14 protein-coding genes are annotated in these 15,604 nt (G+C 47.2%); 11 read left to right on the top strand and 3 right to left on the bottom strand.

The window, feature by feature from the left end:
- Positions 1–121 precede the first annotated feature (121 nt).
- On the bottom strand, positions 122–2,230 hold the full coding sequence (locus ACTHSQ_RS10005) for a LysM peptidoglycan-binding domain-containing protein (protein WP_003685128.1): 2,109 nt from the start codon (positions 2,228–2,230) through the stop codon (positions 122–124).
- 156 nt (positions 2,231–2,386) lie between these two features.
- On the opposite strand from ACTHSQ_RS10005, the gene ACTHSQ_RS10010 reads away from it, so the two are divergent.
- The 5 genes from ACTHSQ_RS10010 to ACTHSQ_RS10030 all read left to right on the top strand — a co-directional run bounded on the left by ACTHSQ_RS10010 (position 2,387) and on the right by ACTHSQ_RS10030 (position 7,353).
- Positions 2,387–3,046 (top strand): class I SAM-dependent methyltransferase, encoded by a 660-nt coding sequence (locus ACTHSQ_RS10010; protein WP_003685013.1) that lies wholly within the window; start codon positions 2,387–2,389, stop codon positions 3,044–3,046.
- A gap of 43 nt (positions 3,047–3,089) precedes the next feature.
- The gene (mutM, locus tag ACTHSQ_RS10015; RefSeq protein WP_440371931.1) at positions 3,090–3,917 is read left to right on the top strand and encodes a bifunctional DNA-formamidopyrimidine glycosylase/DNA-(apurinic or apyrimidinic site) lyase; all 828 of its coding nucleotides are present in this window, start codon (positions 3,090–3,092) and stop codon (positions 3,915–3,917) included.
- A gap of 64 nt (positions 3,918–3,981) precedes the next feature.
- Entirely contained in the window at positions 3,982–4,767 is a 786-nt protein-coding gene (locus ACTHSQ_RS10020) for a 1-acylglycerol-3-phosphate O-acyltransferase (protein ID WP_003685330.1), read from the top strand.
- A gap of 188 nt (positions 4,768–4,955) precedes the next feature.
- Positions 4,956–5,693 carry a redoxin family protein gene (locus tag ACTHSQ_RS10025; RefSeq protein ID WP_003685261.1) on the top strand — a complete coding sequence of 246 codons (738 nt, stop codon included), beginning with the start codon at positions 4,956–4,958 and terminating at the stop codon, positions 5,691–5,693.
- 253 nt (positions 5,694–5,946) lie between these two features.
- The gene (locus ACTHSQ_RS10030; RefSeq protein ID WP_003685068.1) at positions 5,947–7,353 is read left to right on the top strand and encodes a dihydrolipoyl dehydrogenase; all 1,407 of its coding nucleotides are present in this window, start codon (positions 5,947–5,949) and stop codon (positions 7,351–7,353) included.
- A 73-nt stretch (positions 7,354–7,426) separates the two neighbouring features.
- On the opposite strand, the gene ACTHSQ_RS10035 is transcribed toward ACTHSQ_RS10030, so the two are convergent.
- A complete protein-coding gene (locus ACTHSQ_RS10035) occupies positions 7,427–8,557 on the bottom strand; it encodes a PilT/PilU family type 4a pilus ATPase (RefSeq protein ID WP_440371908.1) in 1,131 nt (376 codons plus the stop codon).
- A gap of 203 nt (positions 8,558–8,760) precedes the next feature.
- Between ACTHSQ_RS10035 and ACTHSQ_RS10040 the strand changes: the two genes are divergently transcribed.
- From ACTHSQ_RS10040 to lepB, 3 genes are all read left to right on the top strand, one after another.
- On the top strand, positions 8,761–9,462 hold the full coding sequence (locus ACTHSQ_RS10040; RefSeq protein ID WP_440371909.1) for a 5'-methylthioadenosine/adenosylhomocysteine nucleosidase: 702 nt from the start codon (positions 8,761–8,763) through the stop codon (positions 9,460–9,462).
- A 132-nt stretch (positions 9,463–9,594) separates the two neighbouring features.
- Positions 9,595–11,388, top strand: a complete 1,794-nt coding sequence (gene lepA / locus ACTHSQ_RS10045; protein WP_440371910.1) for a translation elongation factor 4 — start codon at positions 9,595–9,597, stop codon at positions 11,386–11,388.
- Complete coding sequence (lepB, locus tag ACTHSQ_RS10050) at positions 11,388–12,407, top strand: signal peptidase I (protein WP_440371911.1); 1,020 nt, start codon at positions 11,388–11,390, stop codon at positions 12,405–12,407. The genes lepA and lepB overlap by 1 nt, the downstream gene beginning before the upstream one ends.
- A 52-nt stretch (positions 12,408–12,459) precedes the next feature.
- Here lepB and ACTHSQ_RS10055 read toward each other — a convergent pair whose 3' ends face one another.
- Positions 12,460–13,338: a DMT family transporter gene (locus ACTHSQ_RS10055; protein ID WP_003685130.1), complete on the bottom strand. Its 879-nt coding sequence runs from the start codon at positions 13,336–13,338 to the stop codon at positions 12,460–12,462.
- Between the two features lie 237 nt (positions 13,339–13,575).
- Between ACTHSQ_RS10055 and ACTHSQ_RS10060 the strand changes: the two genes are divergently transcribed.
- From ACTHSQ_RS10060 to rsmA, 3 genes are all read left to right on the top strand, one after another.
- Entirely contained in the window at positions 13,576–14,115 is a 540-nt protein-coding gene (locus ACTHSQ_RS10060) for a gamma carbonic anhydrase family protein (RefSeq protein WP_440371912.1), read from the top strand.
- Positions 14,116–14,129: 14 nt separating this feature from the next.
- Positions 14,130–14,729: a Maf family protein gene (locus tag ACTHSQ_RS10065; protein WP_440371913.1), complete on the top strand. Its 600-nt coding sequence runs from the start codon at positions 14,130–14,132 to the stop codon at positions 14,727–14,729.
- A gap of 88 nt (positions 14,730–14,817) precedes the next feature.
- Entirely contained in the window at positions 14,818–15,597 is a 780-nt protein-coding gene (gene rsmA / locus ACTHSQ_RS10070) for a 16S rRNA (adenine(1518)-N(6)/adenine(1519)-N(6))-dimethyltransferase RsmA (protein WP_440371914.1), read from the top strand.
- The last annotated feature ends 7 nt before the right edge of the window (positions 15,598–15,604 follow it).

A 15,604-nucleotide genomic window follows, 5' to 3' on the forward strand; every position in this document is an offset into this window, starting at 1 on the left:
GTCGCATACAGAACCCAGCTTGCACAGAGCGCCTGAATAGGCTTTTATGAGTGTCCAAGATTTGGGGGCCAGTTCAAAGGCCGTCTGAATGTTTCAGACGGCCTTTGTTTTGAAGCAAGTATTAGCTACCGATCAGTTTCAAACGTTGACCAGGAGTCACAGTACGGGTATTGCGGTTCCAACGGCGGATATCATTAACATCAACATTGAAACGGTTGGCGATGGTGTTCAAAGTATCGCCTTTGCGTACAGTGTAGGAAACGTTTTGAATCGGGTTGCTGCGGACTTTTGCAGGAGCAGCTGTGACCCGAAGGATTTGGCCTTTTTTGATATTGTTACCTTTGATGTTGTTGGCAATAATCAAATCAGCTACGCTCAAGTTGTAACGTTTGGAGATGTTAAACAGCGTATCGCCATCTGCCACGCGGTGTGTGCCTGCTTCAAGTGCTGCAGTTTGTGTGTTTTGTTGACCGTTTACACGGGCAAGACGCGCATTGATGCGGCGTTGTTGTTTAGCGGTATTGGCTGCGATACGTGCGGCACGAGCACTTTCGGCAGTGACAACAGTTTGAACTTGTTTGGCTTCAGGAGTTGCTTCAGCGACAGTCGCTGCAGGTTCCTCTGCAGGTCGGCTTTGTACCAAAGCCATCAGGTCATCATGCTCTTCTTGAACCGGCGCAGCAGCAACAGATTCAACTGCTAGAGCAGGGGCTACATCGTTTGCGGCAACAGTCGGTGCAGTCAAGTCGGCAGGGATAGCTGCTTTGGGTGCTTCTGCAACATTTGTAGCAGCAGGATCAGAAGTAGTATGGGGCATGGCTACAACAGGGGCGGCTACATCCGCATTTGCAACTTGAGGCTGCGCCTTGGTTTCTGTTACCGCTACGGAAGTAACGTTTTCAGCTTTGCTGCGTGCAATAAAGTCAACCGGTTTGCTGGACTGTGGAACAATAGGAGAAACAATATTGGTCACGGTATTTTGAGCGACTTTAACCGGTTCTGCTACGTTGGAAGCAATAATCGGAGACATGGCCGGCATATTGGATTGGTAAGTATCCGGCGTATTGTCTTTGTCAATAAAGTTAATAATGTCTTGACTTTGGGTAGCTGAGTTTTTAGCCACCAAAATGCTGCGGCCTTCAGAAATGGCACTGCCGCTCAGGCCATTGAGGCGTTTGAGTTCGGCTACGCTCATGCCGGTATCGTTGGCGATGGCATTAAGTTTTTTGTTGCCCAAAGAGGTATAAATATCCCAAGATATCAGGGTATCTGGATTGGCATTGCGGTAGTTCTTTTCAAATGCAGAAACCGCAGAAACCGGTAACAACAGACGACGGTTGTTTTTAGGGATAAATACTGGGGCATTGAAACCTGGGTTGAGTGCCAACAGTTCGCTTTCGCTGATGTTTGCAAAGCGAGCGATTGTGCTGTTATCAATAGGTTTGTCGATGCTGACAGATTTGAAATACGGTTGATTGCTGATTTCGCTGATATTCATGCCGAAAGTTTGCGGGTTGGCAACGATGTTGCGGACGGCCAAAAGTTTTGGAACGTAGTTGCGTGTTTCATTCGGCATACGCAGGTTTTCGTATGTCGGCTCCAAACCTTGCGCACGGGCACGGTTTACGGCGCGGCCGACGTTACCTTCGCCCCAGTTGTAAGCGGCAAGGGCCAAAGACCAGTCGCCGAACATACCGTGCAAGTATTGCAGGTAGTTCAGTGCGGCATCGGTAGCGGCGTAAACGTCGTGGCGGCCGTCATATAAAGGCGTTTTTTCCAAGCCGAAGTGGCGGCCAGTAGCCGGCATAAATTGCCACAGGCCGGATGCGCCGACGTGTGATTTGGCTTTGGTTACGAATGCGCTTTCAATGAAAGGCAGCAAAGCGATTTCAGCAGGCATATTGCGTTTTTTAACTTCATTGGCAATATGGTACATATAAGGTTTGCTGCGGGAGATGGTGCGGTCGAAATATGCACTGTTTGCAGCAAATTTGTTTTCATGGCGGCGAACCAGTTCTGTGTTGACTTCGTTGATGCGGAAGTCTTTACGCAACGATGCCCACAAGCTACCAGAGCCGAAGGTTTGTGCTTTGGCTTGGTCGAGCAGGGAGGAGTTGAGGCGCATCATGGCCATGCCGACTTGGTTGGGCGTGGCGTTTTGCGCGTAGGCTGTGGCGGAAACTGCCGACAGGCTTGAAACGGTCAGAGCGATGGTTTTTAGTTTTGCCATAGTAAATAGAGTTATCAAATATATAATAAAATTTCGTCTTTTCGATGGTATCGTTTCAGCATTCAAACGTCAAGTCGAGCAGGGAATTTGCTTGTATGATGTGGCCGTGGTGTTAAAATTCTGTCACACAAGCCAGAATGCATAGGGGAGTCTTTAATGGAAGTTTTTTTTATGCAAACGCCAATGGGACAATATCTTGCTCAAAAAGAGGCGGATTTTTTCAGACGGCATTTGCAATATTTGAATGGCCAAGTGGCGGTTCAATTAGGCGGTATATGGCAGAGGCCGTCTGAAAATATGATTGTGGTGCCGCGCGATGTGCGGATGGATGCTGAAATGTTGGCATTTGAAACGCATTCAGTGGATGTGTTATTGATGCCCCATCTTTTGGAAATTTCATCTGCCGATTTGGTGTTGCAAGAGGCATTTAGGATATTAAAACCTGAGGGCAGGTTGATTTTGACGGGGTTTAACCCTAAATCTTTGTGGGGATTGAGCTCGTGGTTTGATGGCAAAAGATTGCCTATGAAATCTCAATGCTTGGCGCTGGCTGAGTTGAAACGAAGAATTGCGGATATTGGTTTTGAAATGGAATATGGGCAATTTATGGATTATCTGCCAGCGGTAAATTCGCCATCTGCTTTGAAGTTCTGGCGGTTTATGGAAAAGGCCGGGGATAGGTGGTGGCCTCAGTGTGCAGCGGTGTATGGTGTAGTTTTGACGAAACATCTGATTGGTGTCCATCCTTTGCCTGAATTGGAATCTGCATTCGATGGCAATACGGTTGCTTTAAGTACGGCACGTTTGGCCGAATAGTTTTCAGACGGCCTATATATAATGACGAATTTGGAGAATAATGATGCCTGAATTACCTGAAGTGGAGACGACTTTACGCGGAATCGCGCCGCATATTGATGGCAAGAAGATAGAAAAAGTCATTATTCGCCAGTCTAAATTGAGATGGCCTATCCATCCAAACTTGGCGCAAATTTTGGCCGGGCGCAAAATTTTGGCATGCAACCGTCGTGCGAAGTATTTGATTATTACTTTTGAAACGGGTATTTTACTTATTCATTTGGGTATGTCCGGCAGTTTGCGGATTTTTACCGCCGATGATGAGCGTATCGCCACGCCGGATAAACATGATCATTTAGATTTTGTATTTAATGACGGTACCGTATTGCGTTATCACGATCCGCGTAAATTTGGTGCGGTATTGTGGTATGAGGGTATTGCCGAGCATCATCCGCTGTTGGAAAAACTGGGGCCGGAGCCGCTCTCGGACGATTTTGATGCAAATTACCTGTATCAGAAATTGAAAAACCAAAAGCGAGCAGTTAAATTAGCGCTGATGGATAATGCGGTGGTGGTTGGCGTTGGCAATATTTATGCGAATGAAAGTCTGTTTAAGGCAGGTATTTCGCCATTGCGTCCGGCGAATAAGCTGACCAAAAAAGAATGCGCATTATTGGTGGAAACCGTTAAAGCGGTTCTGCAAAGGGCGATTGAAACCGGCGGCAGTACGCTGCGAGACTTCGTTAATAGCGATGGAAAAAGCGGCTACTTTCAGCAGGAGTATACGGTCTATAGCCGTCACAATGAGCCTTGTGTCCAATGTGGCGGGCTGATTTTTAAAGAAACTTTGGGGCAGCGTGGAACATTTTATTGTCCAAATTGCCAGAAATAGTTTCAGACGGCCTTAAATGTCAGAGGCCGTCTGAAAATAATGAACACAATACAGAAGAAATTTTATGTCTAAACAAAAAGCTCCTTTTTTTAAACGACTGGGCAGACTTTGCCGTTTGGCAGCTTGGTTATTCAGAACCGGTCGGGATTTGCGTGCCATCGATGGCAACAATGCAGAGGAACGCAATCACGCTGTGGTTGTTTTGGGAAAAGGTGCGTTGGATGCTTTGGATATCGAATTGGAAATCGGCGTACCGCCGCAAGGAAATGTGAGCGGTACTTTGGTGGTGGCCAATCATGTGTCTTGGTTGGATATTTTTGCCATGAGTGCCGTTTATCCGAGCAGTTTTATTGCGAAACAGGAAATTAGCGGCTGGCCGGTTTTGGGGAAAATGGGTAAAAATGCCGGCACGGTGTTTATTAAGCGCAATTCCCGCCGTGATATCGAGCCGATTAATCAGGCGATTTGTGCGGCATTGAAAGCAGGGCAAAATGTCAGTTTCTTTCCCGAGGCACGCACTTCTTCTGGCTTGGGTATTTTGCCGTTTAAAGCAGCCCTGTTTCAATCGGCTATTGATGCGAAAGCGCCGATTCAGGCAGTAACTTTGCGATATTATGATGGCGAAGGACAACGGACGGATCTGCCATCCTATGCGGAGGTAAACCTGTTTCAGTCTTTATGGCGTATTGTTTCTATGAAGAAAATCCGTATCCGTTTGGATTTCTCGCCTCAATACAAACCGACAGACATGCCGGATAAAGACCGCTATGTTTTGAAGGATATTGCGGAAACAGCCATCGGTGAAATTGTGGCTTCGGATTCTCCCGTTCAGCCCTTACCTAAAAAATAATTTCAGTCAGGTACTTGTTTTATTTCAGACGGCCTCCATTTAAAGAAACAGCTGTTTTCGGTTTAATTGAATTGATAGTTTAATGTAATTAATATTATTTGAACTATAAATTATACAAATCGATAGGCCTGCATTAGAATGCAAGCATTGATTCATTTCTCAAACCCGAATTTTTAAGGAGCTTAAAAATGGCTTTGCAAGATCGTACCGGTCAAAAAGTACCTTCCGTAGTATTCCGCACTCGCGTTGGCGACACTTGGAAAGATGTTTCTACTGATGATTTGTTCAAAGGCAAAAAAGTAGTCGTGTTCTCTCTGCCTGGCGCATTTACTCCAACTTGCTCTTCTTCTCATCTGCCACGCTACAACGAATTGTTTGGCGCGTTCAAAGAAAACGGTGTTGACGCAATCTACTGCGTATCTGTAAACGACACTTTCGTGATGAACGCTTGGGCTGCTGAAGAAGAAGCTGACAACATCTACATGATTCCTGATGGCAACGGTGAATTCACTGAAGGCATGGGCATGTTGGTTGGCAAAGAAGACTTGGGCTTCGGTAAACGCTCTTGGCGTTACTCCATGCTGGTTAACGACGGCGTGGTTGAAAAAATGTTTATCGAACCTGAAGAACCAGGCGATCCTTTCAAAGTGTCTGACGCTGACACTATGTTGAAATTTATTGCTCCCGAGTGGAAAGCTCAAGAGTCTGTTGCCATCTTCACCAAACCTGGCTGCCAATTCTGTGCTAAAGCTAAAAAAGCTCTGCAAGACAAAGGTTTGTCTTACGAAGAAATCGTATTGGGCAAAGATGCAACTGTTACTTCCGTACGCGCTATTACCGGCAAGATGACTGCTCCTCAAGTATTCATCGGCGGCAAATACATCGGCGGCAGCGAAGACTTGGAAGCTTACTTGGCTAAAAACTAATTGCCTGTATGCTTAAGACGGCTTGAAAAGGCCGTCTGAAAGACCCAAATATAGAGTTATTCAAACGACGTTTGCAAATCGGCGTTCTGAATAACTCTATATTTACAAGTAGAATTTGAGATTATTGTTTTAAATCGATATTTAGGTATTGGCTATTAATTTTTAGATTTTGATAGTTTATGAAGTTTAGGCCGTCTGAAAACAGATAACCTGATGGCAATATCGGTTTGGATATAGACAGTAAGGATAAAATATGAAAAAGATTCAAGCAGATGTGGTAGTACTGGGTGGCGGTACAGCCGGTATGGGCGCATTTCGCAATGCCCGACTTCATACAGACAATGTTTACCTGATTGAAAACAATGTATTCGGAACAACTTGTGCACGTGTCGGCTGCATGCCGTCCAAATTGCTGATTGCGGCTGCGGAAGCGCGCCATCATGCTCTGCATACCGATCCGTTTGGCGTACATTTGGATAAAGACAGCGTAACGGTAAACGGCGAAGAAGTCATGCACCGCGTGAAGTCCGAACGCGACCGTTTTGTCGGTTTTGTAGTCAGCGATGTAGAAGAGTGGCCTGCCGACAAGCGTATTATGGGTACGGCAAAATTTGTTGATGAACACACCGTCCAAATTGATGACCACACTCAAATTACTGCAAAAAGTTTTGTGATTGCCACCGGTTCGCGCCCTGTGATTTTCCCACAGTGGGAAGTTTTAGGCGATCGCTTGATTGTGAACGATGATGTTTTTTCTTGGGATACCTTGCCTAAGAGTGTGGCCGTGTTCGGCCCTGGCGTAATCGGCTTAGAGTTGGGTCAGGCTTTGCACCGTTTGGGCGTAAAAGTTGAGATTTTTGGCGTAGCCGGTGCGATTGGCGGTATTTCCGATCCTGTTGTCGCTGAAGAAGCCAAAACCGTTTTTGGTGAAGAGTTGACTTTGCATTTGGATGCCAAAACCGAAGTCAAATTGGATGCAGAAGGTAATGTTGAAGTTCATTGGGAACAAGATGGCGAAAAAGGTGTGTTCCATGCCGAATATGCTTTGGCTGCCGCCGGTCGCCGTCCGAACGTGGACAATATCGGTTTGGAAAACCTGAATATCGAAAAAGATGCGCGTGGCGTGCCTGTTGCTGATCCGTTGACCATGCAAACCAGCATTCCGCATATCTTTATCGCAGGCGATGCGTCCAATCAATTGCCTCTGCTGCATGAAGCTTCCGACCAAGGCAAAATTGCCGGCCACAATGCCGCTATTTTCCCGAATATTGAGGGCGGTTTGCGCCGTAGCGTAATCGGCGTGGTATTCACCAGTCCGCAAATTGCCACTATCGGCTTGAAATACGCGCAAGTTACGGCGAAATATCAGCCTGATGAGTTTGTCATCGGCGAGGTTTCCTTCCGAAATCAAGGCCGCAGCCGCGTTATGTTGGTCAACAAAGGCCATATGCGTTTGTATGCTGAGAAAGCGACCGGCCGTTTCATTGGTGCGGAAGTTGTCGGCCCTGCTGCCGAACATTTGGCACACTTGATGGCTTGGGCACATCAAATGAAGATGACGATTCCGCAAATGCTGGATATGCCGTTCTACCATCCGGTTATCGAGGAAGGTCTGCGTACTGCATTGCGTGATGCCGATGCAAAACTGAAACAGGCTTGATTATTTGATGGAATAAAGGCCGTCTGAAACTCGTAGTAAGGTTTTAGACGGCCTTTTCTATGCTTTGAAGCTGTTAAATCAATTCTAAATCCGGACCGGCATTTTGCGCACGACGGCTTCGTAATTGAATGTCTAGGCGCAAGTCATGGGGGGAGTCGGCATTTTTAATAGCGTCTTTATAGCTGATATCGCCGTTTTCATACAAATCATACAAGGCTTGGTCAAAAGTGATCATGCCCATGCCGGTTGATTTTTTCATCATTTCTTTGATGTTGTGGACTTCGCCTTTTTGAATCAAGTCGGCAATAATCGGCGAATTGAGCAAAACTTCGACCGCCGCCACACGACCCCGTCCGCTTTCACGGGGAATCAGTCTTTGTGAAATAAAGGCTTGCAGGTTGAGCGACAAGTCTGTCAGCAACTGGGTACGGCGCTCTTCGGGGAAGAAGTTGATGATGCGGTCGAGCGCTTGGTTGGTATTGTTGGCATGTAGTGTCGCCATACACAAATGGCCGGTTTCCGCGAAGGAAATAGCGTAGTCCATGGTCTCGCGGTCGCGGATTTCGCCAATCAAGATAACATCCGGTGCTTGGCGCAGGGTGTTTTTCAGCGCAATCGGCCAATTTTCGGTATCTACGCCGATTTCTCGTTGGGTGATGATGCAGTTTTTGTGTTGGTGGATAAACTCAATCGGGTCTTCGATGGTGATAATGTGGTCGAAGCTGTTTTCGTTTCGATAGTCGATAAGGGAGGCGAGAGAAGTGGACTTGCCCGAACCTGTACCACCGACAAAAATAATCAGGCCGCGTTTTCTGAGGGCGATGTCTTTCAGAATAGGGGGCAGATTGAGCGTTTCAAATTTCGGGATATTGCTGGTAATGGAGCGGAACACTAAAGCTGTTGCACCGCGTTGAACCATGGCATTGACACGGAAGCGACTGGTATCGGGCAGGCTGATGGCGAAGTTGCATTCGTTGGTGGAAGAAAATTCTTCGATTTGTTTGGAAGACATAATCGAAAAAGCGATTTCCATACATTTTTCAGCACTCAACGGCTCATCATTCAGTCGCGTAATTTTGCCGTCCACTTTTATGGCCGGCGGGAAATTGGTGGTAATGAAAAGGTCGGAGCCTTTGTATGTGTTCATATGGTGTAGCCAAGCGAACAATTCTTCTTTTGCACCCGGAGTATTTTCGTCAAACATAAGAATTCAGATAGTTAATATTAAGTTATTTCATTGAGAATAATTATAACAGAAGCAACCATTATTTGCTGTTTGCCAGCTCGAGCGTCAATCTGTTTTAAATTGAGTGTCGTTCTGGGAATATAGCAGATTTTTCAGTATCCCTGTGATTTTAAATTCTGCTGTTATAATGTTGCCCAATTAGTGAATGGAAAGGTAACGAGATGTCAGTACAAACAATTGCCGTGGTCGGCGCAATGGAACAGGAAATCGAGCTTTTGCGTGAAAGCATGGCCAATGTCAAGCATGTATCCTTCGGTAAATTCTCTGCGTATGAAGGCGAGTTGGCCGGAAAACGCATGGTATTGGTTTTAAGCGGTATCGGTAAGGTTAATGCAGCGGTTTCGACTTCTTGGGTCATTCATCAGTTTGTACCGGATTGTGTTATTAATACCGGCAGTGCAGGCGGTTTGGGCAAGGGCCTGAAGGTTGGCGATGTGGTTATCGGCGAAACTGTGGCGCATCACGATGTTGACGTAACGGCTTTTGGTTATGTTTGGGGGCAAGTACCGCAACTTCCTGCTGCGTTTGCATCGGATGAGAACTTGATTCGCCAAGCAGAAAAGGCGGCGCAAGTGTTTGAAGGTGCGGCTGTAACGCAAGGCTTGATTGTTAGTGGCGACCGTTTTGTGCACAGCAGCGAAGGTGTCGCGGAAATCCGCAGCCATTTCCCTGAGGTCAAAGCAGTGGAAATGGAAGCTGCGGCGATTGCGCAGACTTGTCACCAGTTAGAAGTGCCGTTTGTGATTATTCGCGCCGTATCCGATTCGGCAGATGAGAAAGCGGACATCAGCTTTGAAGAGTTTTTGAAAACGGCGGCCGTCAGCTCGGCGAAGATGGTAACCGAGATTGTCAAATCGCTATAAAATCATGCAGAAACGTTGAATTTCCGTTAGAATACGGAACGATTCAACCTTATTCTAAGGCCGTCTGAAAACCGAATCCCTGTTTTTTCAGACGGCCTTTCCGACTTTAATTGCATTTATCTTAATAACAATATGAAAAACATACGGAATTTCTCCATTATTGCCCACATCGACCATGGTAAATCGACGCTTGCCGACCGTTTTATCCAATACTGCGGCGGTTTGGATTTGCGCGAAATGAGTACGCAGGTGCTCGACTCCATGGACATCGAAAAAGAGCGCGGCATTACCATTAAAGCACAAACCGCCGCGCTCAACTATAAAGCACGCGATGGGCAGGTGTATCAGCTCAATCTGATTGATACTCCGGGACACGTCGACTTCTCTTATGAAGTATCCCGTTCGCTGTCGGCTTGCGAAGGCGCGCTTTTGGTGGTCGATGCGTCTCAAGGTGTAGAAGCGCAAACCGTGGCGAACTGTTATACCGCGATTGATTTGGGCGTGGAAGTTGTGCCTGTTTTGAACAAAATCGACCTGCCCGCCGCTGACCCCGAACGCGTGGAACAGGAAATCGAAGACATCATCGGCATCGATGCCGTCGGCGCGGTGCAATGTTCAGCCAAAAGCGGCATCGGCGTGGAAGACGTTTTGGAAGAAATCGTTGCCAAAATCCCCGCGCCGACCGGCGACGAAAACGCGCCGCTGCAAGCGGTTATCGTCGATTCGTGGTTTGACAACTACGTCGGCGTGGTCATGTTGATCCGTGTGAAAAACGGCACCATCAAGCTGAAAGACAAAGTGCGCTTTATGAGCACCAAGGCGGAAACGCAGGTCGAGCAACTGGGCGTATTCACACCGAAATCGGTTCAGAAACAAGAACTCAAAGCCGGCGAAGTAGGCTTTTTGATTACCGGCGTAAAAGAATTGGGTCAGGCAAAAGTCGGCGATACGGTTACTTTGGTTGCCAACCCTGCCTCTGAGCCGTTGCCCGGCTTCCAAGAAGTACAAAGCCAGGTATTTGCAGGCCTTTATCCGGTGGAAAGCCACGACTACGAAGCTTTGCGCGATGCGTTGGAAAAATTGCAGCTGAACGATGCTTCGTTGAAATTTGAGCCTGAGGTTTCCCAAGCATTGGGCTTCGGCTTCCGTTGCGGCTTCTTGGGCCTGTTGCATTTGGAAATCGTGCAGGAACGCTTGGAGCGCGAGTTCGACATGGATTTGATTACCACTGCGCCGACGGTGGTTTATGAAGTTGTGTTGAAAAACGGCGAGAAAATCGAAGTTGAAAACCCGTCCAAACTGCCTGAAATCAGCACCATCGAAACCATTCTTGAGCCGATTATCACTGCGACCATTCTTGTGCCGCAGGAATATGTCGGCAACGTCATGACTCTGTGTAACCAAAAGCGCGGCGTTCAGGTCAATATGCAATACATGGGCCGCCAAGTCATGCTGACTTACGACTTGCCCATGAACGAAGTCGTGATGGACTTTTTTGACAAACTCAAATCCACTTCGCGCGGCTATGCCTCGTTGGACTACCATTTCAAAGAGTTCCAACCGTCTGATTTGATTAAGCTCGACATTATGGTTAACGGCGAAAAAGTCGATGCTCTAAGTCTGATTGTGCACCGCCAAAGCGCGGTTCACCGAGGCCGCGAACTGGCAGCAAAAATGCGCGAACTGATTCCGCGCCAAATGTTTGATATTGCCGTACAGGCCGCCATCGGCAGTCAGATTATCGCCCGTGAAAACGTCAAAGCTTTGCGTAAAAACGTTTTGGCGAAATGTTACGGCGGTGATATTACGCGTAAGAAAAAACTTCTTGAAAAACAAAAAGCAGGCAAACGCCGCATGAAACAAGTGGGCAACGTGGAAATCCCGCAAAGCGCGTTCTTGGCGATTCTGCAAGTGAGTGATAAATAATGAGTATAAATCTGACTTTAGGCGCAATCGTTGTACTGTTAGCCGGCTTGGTCCTCAACTTCAAAAGCAGTAAAGAGCGTCAGGAAAACGGCGAATGGAGCTCCGGCCTGCAATGGAGTTATCTCTTGTGCATGATCGGCGTATTCGGCATTTTGTCCGAATTTATGAGCTTTACCGCCGTATTGCTGGTGTTTGTCGTGTTCACCTGTATTGTTTGGGCAATCCATAAAGGCCGTCTGAAAAAAAGCGAGACCGGCGAAGACAATGCGCATTTTACCGACTATATGGGCGGCTTTTTCCCCATCATCTTGGTTATCTTTGTGTTGCGCAGCTTTATTGCCGAGCCATTCCAAATTCCGTCCAGCTCCATGCGTCCGGGCTTGGTCAAAGGCGATTTTATCTTGGTGAACAAATTTTCTTACGGTATCCGCCTGCCGATTTTGAATAAGGTTATTATCCCTGTCGGCAACATTGCACGAGGCGATGTCGTGGTGTTCAATTACCCACTTCAGCCTGAGATGAATTACATCAAACGTATCGTCGGTATTCCGGGCGACGTTGTGGAATACCGTGATAAGGTTTTGACTGTTAACGGTGAAATTATTTCCGAAAAACCAAACGGCAATTATCAATACGCAGATGATACCGATCCGTCTATGATTCATACGCTTGAGCGTTTTCATACGGCCTTAAACGGCAAAAACTTTGATGTGGTCAAAGAGGCCGGTCAACCTTCCGTATCTATTGCCGTATTGAACAAATACATCTCTGAAGTGATGCCTGAAAGCAATTATTCGCTTGAAACAAGCGGTTTGGAAAATTGCGAATACGCAGAAGACGGCAATGGCTTTATCTGTAAAGTTCCTGAAGGCCGTTATTTCGCGATGGGCGATAACCGCGACAACAGCGCCGATTCCCGTTATTGGGGGTTTGTTGATGATAAACTGATCGTTGGTAAAGCCTTTTTTGTTTGGATGAACTTTGGCGAACTCAGCCGTATTGGTACCAGTATCCAATAAGCAATAACAGATTAAAAGGCCGTCTGAAATTTTTCAGACGGCCTTTTTGTATCTATTTTTTGTCTTTTAACGAACCTAAATAAATCGCCAATAAAGTCAAAGTGGCGCCGCTCCATTGGACGGTATTAATCGGTTTATCCAGCCAGAAATAATCGATCAACATGGCGGCGACTGGTTCGGAGAGCAGTAGCAGGCCGGTCAGTGATAAGGATAAAAGCGGGATGGCGTAAGCAATCAATGCCCAAGCGAAGCATTGCATGACGATGCCGTAGATGGAAACTAGAATCACATCGTTTAAAGTTCTGGGGTAAAGATGGGTGGCATCGAATAGCAGAGATGGGATGACCAGCGCCATTGCGCCGCCGAAGCTTAAAATCATCATCAGCGGAAACAAACCAACTTTTTCCTGCTCATGGGTTTTGCGTACGAAAACCATAGACAGGGCCAGCATGGCACCGGACACTACGCCGCTGACAAATCCCCATGCAGCATTGTTGTTATGGCTGAACTCTGGACTGCCGATTAAGGCGACGCCTATGGTGGCCAATATCAAACTTAAAATTTGCAGGACGCTTAAACGTTCTGAATAAAAAAAGAAGCCGATGGCGGCTAAAAAGAAAATCTGCAGGCTGTTGAGCAAGGTTGAAATGCCGGGGCCTACGGCGTGAATGCTTTCGTGCCAAAGTGCGAGGTCGAATGCGAGGAAAACGCCGGATAAGATTGCGTAGCCAACCGTTTTTCTTTTCGTGGGCATTTTTTGTCTGAAAAAACGCCCGAGTAGGAAGAATATAGGGGCGGCGATCAGCAAGCGCCAAAATGCGATGGCGTAAGAGCCGACATCGACAAATTTGACGATCAAACTGCCCAAGCCGAAGACGACGCAGCCGACGACCAGCAGGGGTGCTGCATAATTTCCCGAACGTGTCTCCATCGGCTTCTCCAAGAATGAAATGAAGACGATTATTCCATAAAATATAGCTGGGGCGCTAATGATAAATAGTGGTAAGCCAAGATAAAGGGTTTATGATGAAAGGCCGTCTGAAAACTGTTTCAGACGGCCTTTTGATGATTTTCTAGCTTGATTTCGTATTGTTGTAGTATAAAATCGTTTTACGCCGTGTTTTTAGACGGCCTGATCAGTTTTGGTTTTGAGAAAAGGATATTGGAAATGGCAAACCCTATTCGTGCGTTTTTGGATTATGTGCCGTCGGTTGATGAGTCTTGTTTTGTAGATGAGACTTCGGTAGTGATTGGTGAAGTGTCGCTGGCGGAAGATGTATCGATATGGCCTTATGCCGTATTGCGCGGCGATGTGAACAGTATTTCTATCGGCAAGCGCAGCAATGTGCAGGACGGTAGCGTTTTGCATGTGTCGCATAAGAATGCGGTGAAGCCTGACGGTTCGCCTTTGATTATCGGCGATGATGTGACGATTGGGCATAAGGTCATGCTGCATGGCTGCCGAATTGGGAATCGTGTGTTGGTGGGCATGGGCTCGATTATTTTGGATGATACGGTTGTCGAAGATGATGTGATGATAGGAGCAGGCAGTTTGGTGCCGCCGCGCAAACGTTTGGAAAGCGGTTTTTTATACGTCGGCTCGCCTGTGAGACAAGTGCGGCCGCTGACGGATGAGGAAAAGGAATTTTTGACGTATTCCTCTGCGCATTATGTCCGCCTGTCCGGCCAGCATAAAATTTCAAAATAAGGAAAATCAATACAATGAACGCAATTTATCTGGCTTCGAGCAGTCCGCGCCGTCGTGAGATTTTGGAAAATTTGGGTTTCACAGTACGCCGCCTTCCTGCGGATATTGATGAAACCCCTAAAGAAGGCGAAGCCGCAGTAGAGTATGTGCGCCGTATGGCCTGCGAGAAAAATCAGGCGGCGGTGGCGCAATGGTTTGCTGCTCATGATCAAGAGCCTGAGTTTGCTGTATTGACGGCGGATACGACGGTGGCGGATGGTGCAGTTATTTTGGGCAAACCGGAATTCGAGGCGGATGCTGTCGATATGCTGGAACGCTTGTCCGGACGGACGCATCAAGTGCTGACGGCTGTATGCGTTTACTGGCAAGGCGTGCGCCATGATGTGGTGCAGGCGAGTGAAGTGCGCTTTAAAACGTTGACGGCTGAGGAGATTGCAGCCTATGTTGCCAGCGGTGAGCCGATGGATAAAGCCGGTGCGTATGGGATTCAGGGCTTGGGCGGCGTATTTGTCGAGCATTTGCAGGGCAGTTTTACCGGCGTGATGGGTTTGCCGGTTTATGAGACCGCGCAACTACTGAAATCTTTGGGTTTGGAAGCGCCGCCGTTTGCTTAAAATTAGGCAAATGCCGTCTGAAAGCGTGCCGACAAAAACGCCTGTTTCAGTTACAATACTGCCTTAAACAGCTTGCTTGAAGAAAGATATGAAAGAACATAAGGCCCGGAAACGCTTCGGGCAGAATTTTTTGCAGGATACGCGGATTATTAGCGATATTGTCAACGCGGTCAGACCGCAGCCTGATGATATCGTGATTGAAATCGGCCCGGGCTTGGCTGCCATTACTGAGCCTTTGGTGAAGAAACTCAATCGCCTGCACGTTATCGAAATCGACCGCGACATCGTACGCCGTCTGAAAACCTTGCCGTTTACAGATAAATTGGTGATACACGAAGGCGATGTATTACAGTTTGATTTCAATAGCATTGAAGGCAAGAAAAAAATTGTCGGCAATCTGCCGTACAATATTTCTACGCCGCTTTTGTTCCGATTGAGCGAAGTGGCAGACGATGTGATCGATATGCACTTTATGCTGCAAAAAGAAGTGGTCGAACGCATGGTGGCGCAGCCGAAAACCAACGACTATGGCCGTCTGGGCGTAATGCTGCAATATTTCTTCGATATGGAAATGTTGATTGAAGTACCGCCCGAGTCCTTTGATCCTGCGCCGAAAGTGGATTCGGCCGTGGTGCGCATGATTCCGGTGAAACACCGCATCGGTAAAGCAGAAGATTTTGAACATTTTGCCAAACTGGTGAAACTGGCTTTCCATCAACGCCGCAAAACCATACGCAATAATTTGAAGGAATTTGCCGGCGATGATGATTTGCAGGCAGTCGGCATCAATCCGCAGGATAGGGCAGAACACATTGCCGCTGAGAAATATGTGGAATTGAGCAATTATTTGGTTCAAAAGGCCGTCTGAAAGGTTG

The sequence above is a fragment of the Neisseria sp. P0009.S008 genome (assembly GCF_051958615.1).
In the GTDB taxonomy this organism is placed as follows: domain Bacteria; phylum Pseudomonadota; class Gammaproteobacteria; order Burkholderiales; family Neisseriaceae; genus Neisseria; species Neisseria subflava.

Excerpts from the sequence above, each read along its gene's own strand:
- ACTHSQ_RS10005 (WP_003685128.1), bottom strand. The coding sequence starts at position 2,230 with ATGGCAAAACTAAAAACCATCGCTCTGACCGTTTCAAGCCTGTCGGCA.
- ACTHSQ_RS10010 (WP_003685013.1), top strand. The coding sequence starts at position 2,387 with ATGGAAGTTTTTTTTATGCAAACGCCAATGGGACAATATCTTGCTCAA.
- mutM (WP_440371931.1), top strand. The coding sequence starts at position 3,090 with ATGCCTGAATTACCTGAAGTGGAGACGACTTTACGCGGAATCGCGCCG.
- ACTHSQ_RS10020 (WP_003685330.1), top strand. The coding sequence starts at position 3,982 with ATGTCTAAACAAAAAGCTCCTTTTTTTAAACGACTGGGCAGACTTTGC.
- ACTHSQ_RS10025 (WP_003685261.1), top strand. The coding sequence starts at position 4,956 with ATGGCTTTGCAAGATCGTACCGGTCAAAAAGTACCTTCCGTAGTATTC.
- ACTHSQ_RS10030 (WP_003685068.1), top strand. The coding sequence starts at position 5,947 with ATGAAAAAGATTCAAGCAGATGTGGTAGTACTGGGTGGCGGTACAGCC.
- ACTHSQ_RS10035 (WP_440371908.1), bottom strand. The coding sequence starts at position 8,557 with ATGTTTGACGAAAATACTCCGGGTGCAAAAGAAGAATTGTTCGCTTGG.
- ACTHSQ_RS10040 (WP_440371909.1), top strand. The coding sequence starts at position 8,761 with ATGTCAGTACAAACAATTGCCGTGGTCGGCGCAATGGAACAGGAAATC.
- lepA (WP_440371910.1), top strand. The coding sequence starts at position 9,595 with ATGAAAAACATACGGAATTTCTCCATTATTGCCCACATCGACCATGGT.
- lepB (WP_440371911.1), top strand. The coding sequence starts at position 11,388 with ATGAGTATAAATCTGACTTTAGGCGCAATCGTTGTACTGTTAGCCGGC.
- ACTHSQ_RS10055 (WP_003685130.1), bottom strand. The coding sequence starts at position 13,338 with ATGGAGACACGTTCGGGAAATTATGCAGCACCCCTGCTGGTCGTCGGC.
- ACTHSQ_RS10060 (WP_440371912.1), top strand. The coding sequence starts at position 13,576 with ATGGCAAACCCTATTCGTGCGTTTTTGGATTATGTGCCGTCGGTTGAT.
- ACTHSQ_RS10065 (WP_440371913.1), top strand. The coding sequence starts at position 14,130 with ATGAACGCAATTTATCTGGCTTCGAGCAGTCCGCGCCGTCGTGAGATT.
- rsmA (WP_440371914.1), top strand. The coding sequence starts at position 14,818 with ATGAAAGAACATAAGGCCCGGAAACGCTTCGGGCAGAATTTTTTGCAG.